Source organism: Paenibacillus cisolokensis (assembly GCF_018403665.1).
GTDB classification, from domain to species: domain Bacteria; phylum Bacillota; class Bacilli; order Paenibacillales; family Paenibacillaceae; genus Paenibacillus_AH; species Paenibacillus_AH cisolokensis.
In genome coordinates this window covers 18741-29807 of sequence record NZ_BOVJ01000031.1, presented here as the reverse complement: position 1 = coordinate 29807, position 11067 = coordinate 18741, and the positions used below count along the sequence as shown (strand labels likewise).

Annotated in this window: 8 protein-coding genes and 3 pseudogenes; all 11 read right to left on the bottom strand. The window is 58.9% G+C overall.

Going from position 1 to position 11067, the window contains the following annotated elements; genetic code table 11:
- A pseudogene (locus PACILC2_RS04610) lies at positions 1–533 on the bottom strand (polysaccharide deacetylase family protein); the annotation flags it as partial.
- Between the two features lie 142 nt (positions 534–675).
- Positions 676–2774: pseudogene (gene pnp, locus PACILC2_RS04605) on the bottom strand (polyribonucleotide nucleotidyltransferase).
- Positions 2775–2948: 174 nt separating this feature from the next.
- Positions 2949–3218, bottom strand: coding sequence for a 30S ribosomal protein S15 (rpsO, locus tag PACILC2_RS04600; protein ID WP_062492607.1), 270 nt, complete (start codon positions 3216–3218; stop codon positions 2949–2951).
- A gap of 195 nt (positions 3219–3413) precedes the next feature.
- Positions 3414–4382, bottom strand: coding sequence for a bifunctional riboflavin kinase/FAD synthetase (locus tag PACILC2_RS04595; RefSeq protein ID WP_213527765.1), 969 nt, complete (start codon positions 4380–4382; stop codon positions 3414–3416).
- 26 nt (positions 4383–4408) lie between these two features.
- A complete protein-coding gene (gene truB / locus PACILC2_RS04590) occupies positions 4409–5341 on the bottom strand; it encodes a tRNA pseudouridine(55) synthase TruB (RefSeq protein ID WP_213527763.1) in 933 nt (310 codons plus the stop codon).
- The gene (locus PACILC2_RS04585; protein ID WP_213527761.1) at positions 5341–6279 is read right to left on the bottom strand and encodes a DHH family phosphoesterase; all 939 of its coding nucleotides are present in this window, start codon (positions 6277–6279) and stop codon (positions 5341–5343) included. The genes truB and PACILC2_RS04585 overlap by 1 nt, the downstream gene beginning before the upstream one ends.
- Before the next feature lie 46 nt (positions 6280–6325).
- Entirely contained in the window at positions 6326–6682 is a 357-nt protein-coding gene (rbfA, locus tag PACILC2_RS04580; protein WP_062492604.1) for a 30S ribosome-binding factor RbfA, read from the bottom strand.
- A gap of 7 nt (positions 6683–6689) precedes the next feature.
- Positions 6690–9217 (bottom strand): annotated as a pseudogene (gene infB / locus PACILC2_RS04575) (translation initiation factor IF-2).
- A gap of 64 nt (positions 9218–9281) precedes the next feature.
- The gene (locus PACILC2_RS04570) at positions 9282–9605 is read right to left on the bottom strand and encodes a L7Ae/L30e/S12e/Gadd45 family ribosomal protein (RefSeq protein WP_062492603.1); all 324 of its coding nucleotides are present in this window, start codon (positions 9603–9605) and stop codon (positions 9282–9284) included.
- Positions 9598–9909: an RNase P modulator RnpM gene (gene rnpM / locus PACILC2_RS04565; protein ID WP_062492602.1), complete on the bottom strand. Its 312-nt coding sequence runs from the start codon at positions 9907–9909 to the stop codon at positions 9598–9600. The genes PACILC2_RS04570 and rnpM overlap by 8 nt, the downstream gene beginning before the upstream one ends.
- Positions 9910–9964: 55 nt before the next feature.
- Positions 9965–11065, bottom strand: coding sequence for a transcription termination factor NusA (gene nusA / locus PACILC2_RS04560; protein ID WP_062492601.1), 1101 nt, complete (start codon positions 11063–11065; stop codon positions 9965–9967).
- Positions 11066–11067: the final 2 nt, after the last annotated feature.

The following is an 11067-nucleotide window of genomic DNA, read 5'->3' as shown; positions in this document are numbered from 1 at the left end:
TGGAGAGCCAGCTGCCGTCCAAAAAAAAAAGTCGCCTTGACGCCTTCCCGGTCCAGAGTGTCAAGCATCGGCTCCAAATATTCGTTGCCCCAGGCCACGTTGATCATGAGCGACACCATCGCCTTGCGCGGATTGCCCCGGTATATCGGATGAGGGCCGAGCTGGTCCAACCCGATCTCCGGCTCGATTTCCCGGTATATATACGTGATCTCGTCCTCGGGGCCGATGCCGGCATTGGCGATATAGGTTTGCTCGATATCCACTTCCCGTCCGTTGTAACCGGGAATCGCTTTCCATATCCGATCGACGACGGCGTTGACCGGAGGCTCGAAGCGCTTGTCCGCCTCCTGCCGAATCCGCTCGTAGAGCCTGCTTCCGTCAGCAGAGGACGGCCAGGCCGAAACGGGCGCGGCGAGCTGCTGGAGGCCGCTTTTGACATAATCGATATAATCCGCCAGACCGTCATGCAGCTTGTATACAGCGGCTACAAGCAGCAAGCCTGCGGCCAGACCCGCGAGTTTTCGTATGTTCATACTTTATCCCCCTGCGCTTGTCTTCGTTTCCATTAGTATGTACGGGGGGACGAGATTATGAGAGAAAACAAAAAAGAGACAGATCGACTCTGACTCTTTGTTCGTTTCATGCTTTATAGGCTGCGATCCGCCATGCGGCCGGCTATTTCGCCTGCACCTGTGAAGCCAGTACCGCCTTGCGGGACAAATTGATGCGCCCCAGCTGATCGATTTCCGTCACTTTTACCGTAACGATATCGCCGATTTTGACGACGTCCTCGACTTTGGCTACGCGCTCGGCAGCCAGCTGCGAAATGTGCACGAGCCCTTCCTTGTTCGGCAATATTTCGACGAATGCGCCGAACTTCTCGATGCGCTTGACGGTGCCTTCGTATATTTCGCCGACGACGACTTCCTTGACGATGCCTTCGATAATCTGTTTGGCGCGAAGGTTGGCCGCCTCGTCCGACGATGCGATATAAACCATACCGTCCTGCTCGATGTCGATTTTGACGCCGGTTTCCTCGATAATTTTGTTGATGATTTTGCCGCCCGCTCCGATTACGTCGCGGATTTTGTCCGGATTGATCTGCAGCGTGACGATCTTCGGCGCATACGGGGACAAGCTTTTGCGCGGCTCCTTGATCGCTTCCAGCATCTTGTCGAGAATGAACAACCGGCCTTCGCGCGCTTGCTCCAGCGCCTGCGACAGAATAGCCCGGTCGATGCCGTCGATTTTGATGTCCATCTGAATGGCCGTCACGCCGTTGGCTGTGCCCGCAACTTTGAAGTCCATATCGCCCAGATGGTCTTCCATGCCCTGAATATCCGTCAGGATGGAGAATTGATCGCCGTCTTTAATCAATCCCATCGCAATGCCCGCAACCGGCGCCTTGATCGGAACGCCTGCGTCCATCATCGCCAGCGTGCTGGCGCAAATGCTCGCCTGGGACGTCGAGCCGTTCGACTCCAGCACCTCGGAAACGAGGCGGATCGTGTACGGAAATTCCGATTCCGGCGGAATGACCTTGGACAGCGCCCGTTCGCCCAGCGCTCCGTGTCCGATTTCCCGGCGGCCCGGCGCGCGCAGCGGACGCGCTTCACCTACGCTGAACGGCGGAAAATTGTAGTGATGCATGAACCGCTTCGATTCTTCCAGATCGATGCCGTCCAAAATTTGCACGTCGCCGAGCGCTCCGAGCGTGCAGATGCTGAGCGCCTGGGTTTGTCCGCGCGTAAACAGGCCCGATCCGTGAGTGCGCGGCAGCAGCGCCGTATCGCATTCGATCGGACGGATTTCATTCAGCGCACGCCCGTCCGGCCGCACTTTGTCGTGCGTAATGAGACGGCGGACTTCTTCTTTGACGATATTGTGCAGCACTTCCTTGACGTCGGAAAGAAGCTCCGGCGTTTCGGCGTATACGGTTTCGAAATGGGCAACCGTTTCGTTGTTGATGGCGTCGATCGCATCCTGACGCGCCTGCTTCTCCGGAATCCGGATCGCTTCGATCAGACGCTCGGCGGCATACGCCCGAACGGCCGCATTCACTTCGGCATCCACCTGATGCAGCTGCACTTCCATCTTTTCCTTGCCGGCGAGACCGCGAAGCTCCTCGATGACGGCGACGATGTTTTTGATCTCCTCATGGCCGAACATAATCGCTTCGAGGATGACGTCTTCCGGCACTTCGTTCGCTTCGGCCTCGACCATCATGATCGCGTCCTTCGTACCGGCCACGACGACATAGATATCGCTCTTCGCTTCCTGCTCGACGGTCGGGTTAATGACGAACTGGCCGTCGACCCGGCCGACAATGACGCCGCCGATCGGACCGTTAAACGGTACGTCGGAAATCGTAAGCGCCGCTGACGTGCCGATCATGGCCGCGATTTCGGGGGAGCAGTCCTGGTCGACGCTCATGACGAGATCGACGATTTGCACCTCGTTGCGGAACCCTTCAGGAAAAAGCGGCCGAATCGGCCTGTCCGTCAGACGGCTGGCCAGTATCGCTTTCTCGCTCGGCCTTCCTTCCCGCTTGATAAAACCGCCGGGAATTTTGCCGACGGCATACAAGCGCTCCTCATAGTTGACGGTCAACGGAAAAAATCAAGATTTTTCGGCTCCGACGACGCCGTTACGGTACAGAGCACGACGGTATCGCCATACCGCACCGTTACGGCCGCATTGGCCTGCTTGCCCAGTCTTCCCGTCTCCAGCACGAGCGGTCTGCCGGCCAGCGACATTTCTACGCGATGAACCAATAGTATCCCTCCTGTCACCAATCTTCATTTCGACATGTTGCCCGCAATTCCTTCCCGGGGCCTTCAAACAAATGCGCTTGAACGGAGAACGCACGATACCAAAAAGCAACCTGTCGCAGCAAGTCCGAAAAACTCCGGATTGCTGAACAATCAGGTTGCTTCTGAACGCACCGCTTATCGGCGAAGGCCGAGTTTCTCGATCAACGCGCTGTAACGCTGCACGTCTTTCTTTTTCAGATAAGCCAGCAGCTTGCGGCGCTGCCCGACCATCTTCAGCAGACCGCGGCGGGAATGGTGGTCCTTCTTATGCTCCCGCAAATGCTCGGTCAAATTGGCGATGTTCTCCGTCAAAATGGCGATTTGCACTTCCGGAGACCCCGTGTCGTTCTCGTGGGTTTTGTGCTGTTCGATCAGTTCCTGTTTGCGTTCTTGCGTAATTGCCATATCGTTCACCTCCTTGATTCGATCGATCCCCGTCAGCCCAGTCGCCGCCGGTGAGCGCGCACGGCCAAGCCGAGGTTCGTCGCGCATTGCCGCCGAATGGCGATCTCATCCAACGGTACCGCGCAACGTTACCAAGTATACCACATTCGAAATGAAAAAGTAAATTGAAAAACCGCCATTTCGGGACAAGCCCTGTCAGCGGATGCGCACATCCGCCGCTCCGGCGGCGTCTCTGGCCATAATGTCCCGCGCCGCAGCGGCGTCGGCGGCGATTTGGGCGGCCAGTTCGTCCACGGACGCGAACCGCCGCTCGGGCCGGATAAACTCATGGAAGCGGATCGCCATTTTCTTGCCGTACAAATCGCCGTTGAAATCGAGCAGATGCGCCTCCATGACGGGCTGAAAGCCGTCCTTGTTGAAGGTCGGCTTCATTCCGTTGTTTAACACGGCCGGGTAAACGGTGCCTTCGATCTCCACCGTTACGGCGTAGACGCCGAGGCGGGGCGTCACATACGGGTCCGTCATGCCCAAGTTCGCAGTCGGAAAACCGATCGTCCGCCCCCGCTTGTCTCCGTGCACGACCGTGCCCCGCACTTCGTACGGCCGGCCGAGCAGCTCGGCGGCAAGACGGGCATCGCCTTCGGCCAGCGCGTCGCGCACCCGCGTGCTGCTGACTTTCCGCCCGTGAAGCCGAAGCGCCTCCATAATATCCGTATCGAAGCGGTCGCCGCCGAGCCGCCGCAGCTCTTCCGCCGTACCCGCTCCGCGGGTGCCGAACCGGAAATCGAAGCCGACGACCGCATGCTTTACATTCAGCGGAACAAGCACTTCCCGGACGAACGCCTCGGGCGTAACCGCGGCAAACGTCAGGTCGAATTTCATCACATACAGCCGTTCGACGCCCAAAGCGGCAAACTGCTCGCGCTTCAGCTCGAGCGGCGTCAGGCAGGTGAAATACTGCTCGCCGCGGCCCAGCACTTCCTTCGGATGCGGATGAAACGTCATGACCGAAGCGGCAAGACCTTTCTCCTTGGCTGCCTCCACCGCCCGGAGTATGACGTTGCGATGGCCTTTATGAACGCCGTCGAAATGCCCGATCGCGAGCGAGATGCCCGCTTCGGACAGGCTTCCGTCCGGCGGAGGCGGATATTGAATCGATATCATTTCCACTTGCGATGCACCTGCAATTCTTACATAGATTCCGATTCATTCGGGAAGCCCGGCGCGAACACCTTGACCGGACGAAGCAGACGCGCGGCCTCCTCTCCCTTGAACAAGCCGATAAATGCGCCGCCCGCCGCATACAGGCGGACGGTCTCCCCGTCATCCGGATTCTCGGACAGGCGGCCGTACGGGACGGCGCGTCCCTGCGACGCCATGGCCGCCGTCTCGTCGCCAACGGAAATCCGTCTCAGATGGCCGACGGCGGCATCCGCCGGAATGAGCCGGTCGGCCAGCGTCCCTGCGGCTGCCAGCTCCTCGATCTGGTCGATAGTCAGGCAGTGCTCCGCCGTCAATCCGGCCGACATCGTCCGCGTCAACTGCGCCATGGCGGCCGGGACGCCGAGCGCCCGGCCGATATCGACGCAGAGCGTACGGATATACGTGCCCTTGGAGCATACGACGGTAAACGTGATGCGCGGATCGGGCCGCTCCAGATCGGATTCGCCCAGCTTCAGGTCGTAAATCGTCACTTTGCGCGGTTTGCGGTCGACCGATTTGCCTTCTCTCGCCAGCTCGTACAGACGCTTGCCTTCCACTTTGACCGCCGAATACATCGGCGGAATTTGCTCGATCTCGCCTCTGAAAGAAGCCAGAGCCGCTTCGATTTCCCCGCGCCCGATCCGCACTTCCGGCACACGAGCGACGACCTGCCCGGTAAGATCTTCCGTATCGGTGGCAATGCCGAGCTGCAAAACGGCTTCATAAGCTTTCGGCAATTCCTGCAAATATTCGACAACTCGCGTCGCCCGGCCGACGCAAAGCGGCAGCACGCCCGTTACTTGCGGGTCCAGCGTGCCGGCATGCCCGATGCGCTTGACGCGGATGATGCGTCTGACCTTGGCGACGACATCGTGCGATGTCCAGCCGGCCGGCTTCCAAACTGCCAGTACGCCGTCCATCAGTTCATCGCCTCTTCAATCGTGCGGATGACACGCGCCATCGCTTCTTCAAGCGGACCGTCAACCCGGCAGCCTGCGGCGCGGACATGTCCGCCGCCGCCGTACATCTGGGCAATGGCAGACACGTCGACCGTCCCCGCCGAGCGGAGGCTTGCCTTGACCGAGCCGTCCTTCATTTCCTTGAATAGAATGCCGACTTCGACGCCGTCGACATTGCGGGCGTAATGGACAAGCCCTTCCAGATCTTCCGGCTCCGCTCCCGTCTCCGCCATATCGTTCGCTACGATATAGAGCCATCCGATCCGGCCGTCGGGCGTGAACGTCAAGCGGTTCAGCCCCCGCTGCAGCAGCTTGATCTGCGGCATCGACATCCGCTCCAGCAGCCGGTCGGCGATCTGGTGGGCGGGAGCGCCTGCGGCCAGCAGCTGCGACGCGATATTCATGACGCGCGGGCTTGTGTTCGAATACCGGAAACCGCCGGTATCGGTCAGCAGCCCCGTATATAACACGGTAGCCGCTTCGGAATCGAGCGGCAAGCCGGCATATTCGATCAGCTCGAACAAAATTTCGGCCGTCGCCGCCGCATTCGGGCGGATCAGATTGACCGTTCCGAATGCGTCGTTCGTCGGATGATGGTCGATGTTGAGCAGCTTCGCATCTTCCGCGAAGCAGCCTGCGGACAGGCCGATCCGGCGAAAATCGGCACAGTCGACGGCGACGACGCGATCGAACTTGCGTTGCGGAGGCGAAAGCTTGAAGCTGGCGATGGCGTCAAACCCGGGAAGAAATCCGAGACGGGCGGGAATGTCCCCTTCGTTCAGCAGCGTGACGCGCTTGCCGAGCTTGCGCAGCAGCCATCCGGCAGCCAGCGTCGAACTGATCGCGTCCCCGTCGGGCTGAACATGGGAGACGACCAGATAGTCGTCCCCGCTGCGCAAAACGCCATCGCTTCGTCAAAGCTGCGTTCGGATTCGAGCGCTGCCGTCATCGGCTATCGCTTCCGCTGTTGATTTCGTTCAGAAGCGCTTCGATGCGGCTGCCGTACTCGATGCTGCTGTCCAACTTGAACAGCAGCTCCGGCGTAAGGCGCAGCCTGATCCGCTTGCCGAGCTCGGAGCGGATAAAGCCGCTCGCCCGGCCCAGCGCCTTCAGCGTCTCTTCCTTCTGCTCGTCGGAACCGAGCACGCTCAAATATACGCGAGCCTGGGACAGGTCGTTGGTGACGTCAACGCCCGTCACCGTAATGAAGCCGATGCGCGGATCTTTCAGCTCGTTCTGAATAATTTGGCTCATTTCCTTCTTGATTTGCTCGCCTACCCGGCCTACCCGAATTTTTGCCATCCGTCCATCACCTCTCTACCGATTCCATAACGAAGGCTTCGAGGATGTCACCTTCTTTAATATCGTTGAATTTCTCCAGCGTAATGCCGCACTCGAAGCCTTGCGTAACTTCCTTGGCGTCGTCCTTGAACCGTTTCAAGGAATCGATCCTGCCCTGATATACGACGACGCCGTCGCGAATAACCCGCACTTCCGCGTTCCGGGCCACTTTGCCCGAGGTGACCATACAGCCCGCGATCGTGCCGACTTTGCTGACCTTGAAAATGTTGCGCACCTCGGCGTGGCCGATAATGTTCTCTTTGAATACCGGATCGAGCATCCCTTTCATCGCCTGCTCGATTTCCTCGATGACATTGTAGATGATGTTGTGCAGGCGGATGTCGACCTTCTCCTGCTCGGCCGTCGCATTGGCCTGCGGCTCCGGTCGGACGTTGAAGCCGATGACGATCGCATTGGAAGCCGACGCGAGAATAATATCCGATTCGGTAATCGCCCCGACGCCGCTGTGCAAAATTTTGACGCGCACGCCTTCGATGTCGATTTTCTCGAGCGCGCCTTTCAGCGCTTCCGCCGATCCCTGAACGTCGGCTTTGATGATGACGTTCAGGTCTTTGATCTCGCCTTCTTTAATATGCTTGTACAAATCGTCGAGCGTGACGCGCGTCGTCGCCCCGAGCTCGCTCTGCCGAGCCTTGATGGCGCGGGTTTCGGCGATCTGGCGCGCCTTGCGCTCGTCCTCGAAGCAGATGAACGGATCGCCTGCGAGCGGAACGCCGCTCAGACCGGTAATTTCGACAGGCGTGGACGGCCCCGCATCCTTCAGCCGGCGGCCCTTGTCGTTCATCATCGCCCGAATCCGGCCGAAGCAGTTGCCCGCGACGATGGCGTCGCCGACCTTCAGCGTGCCGTTCTGTACGAGTATGCGCGCAACCGGTCCTTTGCCCTTGTCCAGCTCGGCTTCGATGACCGTTCCGCGCGCCCGCTTGTTCGGATTCGCCTTGTAGTCGTTCACTTCCGCAACGAGCAAAATCATCTCCAGCAGCTCTTCAAGGCCGGTCCGCTGTTTCGCGGAAACGTTGACGAAGATCGTATCGCCACCCCACTCTTCCGGCACGAGCTCGTATTCGGTCAGCTCCTGCTTGACCTTGTCGGGGTTGGCTTCCGGCTTGTCGATTTTGTTGACGGCAACGATAATCGGCACGTTCGCCGCCTTCGCGTGGTTGATCGCCTCGACCGTCTGCGGCATGACGCCGTCGTCGGCGGCCACGACGATTACGGTAATATCGGTCACTTGCGCGCCGCGCGCCCGCATCATCGTAAACGCCTCGTGACCCGGCGTATCGAGGAACGTAATTTTTTCTGGTTGATCTCGACCTGGTATGCGCCGATATGCTGGGTAATGCCGCCCGCTTCGCCGCTCGTCACGTTCGTATGGCGAATGGCGTCAAGCAGCGTCGTCTTGCCGTGGTCGACGTGTCCCATAATCGTCACGACCGGAGGACGGGGCACCAGATCCGCTTCGTCGTCCTTCTCTTCGAATGTCTCGAACTGGTCTTCCTCCACCGGTATTTTGATTTCAACCTCGACATTGTAATCATCAGCAACAAGCTGAATCGTGTCGAGATCGATCTCCTGGTTGATCGTGGCCATAACGCCGAGGAACATCAGCTTTTTGATGACTTCGGAAGCGTCCTTGTGCAGCAGTTTGGCCAAATCGCCGACGGTCATCGTGCCGCGCACGATAATTTTCTTCGGCGTGTTGTCGATTTTCTCCCGGCGTTCCGTCTGTTGGCCGCCGCGGCCGCGCTGATTTTTGCCGCCGCGGCCGCTGCGAAAGTTGCTGACCTTGGCGTCGTCGAACCGTTTCGGATTCGATTTCGATTTCCGGTTCCGGCCTGCGCCGTTGTCACGGGCGAAGTCGGCTTCGCTGCGCACGCTCGGGACTGGCGCCGGGCGGGAATCGAACGCGCGCCCCTGACCGCCGCGGCCGTTGTCCTGACGCGCCGGAGCCGGGCGTCCGGCCGATTGGCCGCCTTGCCCGTTGCGGGGGCCGCCTTGTCCCTGACCGCCGCGCTGGCCGCCGGGGCGGGAGCCGCCGCCCTGTCCTTTCGGGCCTGCTCCCTGACCTTGGCCGCCTTGACCCGAACGCTGTCCCTGACCGTTCTGCCGCTGTCCCTGCTGCTTCTGCTGCCCGTTTCCTTGACCGCCCTGGCGGTTCCCTTGCTGACTTTGACGTTGCGACGATTGCTGATTCGGTTTCGTATTCGTATTAATAGAATTCATGGTCCCCTGTCTGTCCTGAGCTTGAGATTTGTTCGTCTGCGGGCGCTGTTCGCCCGACCCCGCCGTCTGCTGCGTCTTGCCGTCGTGACCGGATAAAGAGGCTTCCTGCGCCCGCTTCGCCGCCGCATTGGCTTTAATGTCGCGGAAAAAGCCCTCCACCTTAGCCACCATATCGTTTTCCATTACGCTCATATGATTGTTTACGGGCAAGTTGAGCCGTTTCAGAATGGTAATAATTTCTTTGCTGCTCATATTTAACGATTTGGCATATTCGTAGACGCGCAATTTATCTTTGTTTTCCTTGTTGTCCTGTGCTTTAGTCAATATACTCCACCTCCGATTGTAAGGTCAGTTGACTTCCGATAAGCTTCGCGAATCCTTCATCGAGCACCGCCACGACGACCCGCTCGCCCTTGCCGACCGCCTGGCCGAGCTCGAACCGGCTGAAGGCCTCCGCGATCGGAACGCCATAAAACTCGCATTTGTCGCGAAATTTCTTCTTCGTATTGTCCGAAGCGTCGGCGGACACGATAACGAGCCGGGCGTTTCCCTGGCGAACCGCTCGCAGAACGGTGTCGTCCCCGGTCGCCAGCTTGCCCGCCCGCATCGCCATGCCGAGCCGGGCAAGTCCTTTATTCATCGTCAGCCTCCCGCTCCTTCCCCGCGAGAAATTCGTCTTCCACCGCGATAAATTCGCGTTCGAGCTGATCGTAGATGTCCGCTCCCACCGGATGCTTCAAGGCGCGGTCGAGCGCCTTCGTTTTTTTGGCCAGTCTGAAGCAGTCTACCTTTCCGCATAAATAAGCGCCCCGGCCCGATTTTTTGCCGGTCAGATCGATCGACACTTCCCCGGAGGGCGAGCGCACGATGCGGATCAATTCCTTTTTCGGCATCATTTCCTGGCAGGCTACGCATTTGCGCAGCGGAATTTTTCTCGTTCTCATCGCCGCACCTCCAAAATTTTCGAAACCAATACCGCTTCGTTCGTACGGATTCGCCTTAATCGATCGTTACCGAATCCTGATGCATCGTTTCCGCTGTCACCGATTTCGGACGGCCGTATTCCTGTTCCGCCTGCGTTTCGCTCTTAATGTCGATTTTCCAGCCGGTCAGCTTGGCCGCAAGCCGGGCATTCTGGCCCTTGATGCCGATAGCAAGCGAAAGCTGGTAGTCCGGCACGATGACGCGGGCCATTTTCTCCTGCTCGTAGACGATCACTTCCAGCACCTTCGACGGGCTAAGCGCGTTCGCCACATACTCTTCCACGCTTTCCGACCAGCGGACGATGTCGATTTTTTCGCCCTTCAGCTCGTTTACGATCGTCTGGACGCGCATCCCTTTCTGACCGACGCAGGAACCGACCGGATCGACCTCGGGGTTGCGCGAATAGACCGCGATTTTCGAGCGGAATCCCGCTTCGCGGGCAACCGAGCGGATTTCGACGACGCCGTCGTAAATTTCCGGCACTTCCAGCTCGAACAGACGCTTGAGCAGTCCCGGATGCGTACGCGACAGAATGATTTGCGGACCCTTCGTCGTATTCTCGACTTTGGTTATATATGATTTCACGCGATCGCCATGTTTGAACTTGTCGGTCGGCATCAGCTCGGTAAGCGGCAGCACCGCCTCCACCTTGCCCAGATCGACGTACAGGTTGCGGGCGTCCTGCCGCTGCACGATGCCGTTGACGATGTCCTCTTCCTTGTCGATAAACGCGTTGTAAATCAATCCGCGCTCCGCCTCGCGGATGCGCTGGGTGACAACCTGCTTCGCCGTCTGCGCGGCGATCCGCCCGAAGTCGCGCGGCGTCACTTCGATTTCGGCGATATCGTCAAGCTGGTAATGCGGGTTGATTTCGCGGGCCGCCTCGATAGAAATTTCCAGACGAGGATCGAGCACTTCGTCGACCACCGTCTTGCGGGCATAGACTTTGATCACGCCGGTGTGGCGGTTGATATCGACGCGTACGTTCTGCGCCGTATTAAAATTTCGTTTGTAGCTGGATATGAGCGCAGCCTCGATCGCATCGATCAGCACATCTTTGGCAATGCCCTTTTCACGTTCGATTTCCGCCAGCGCTTCGATAAAATCCATGCTCATCT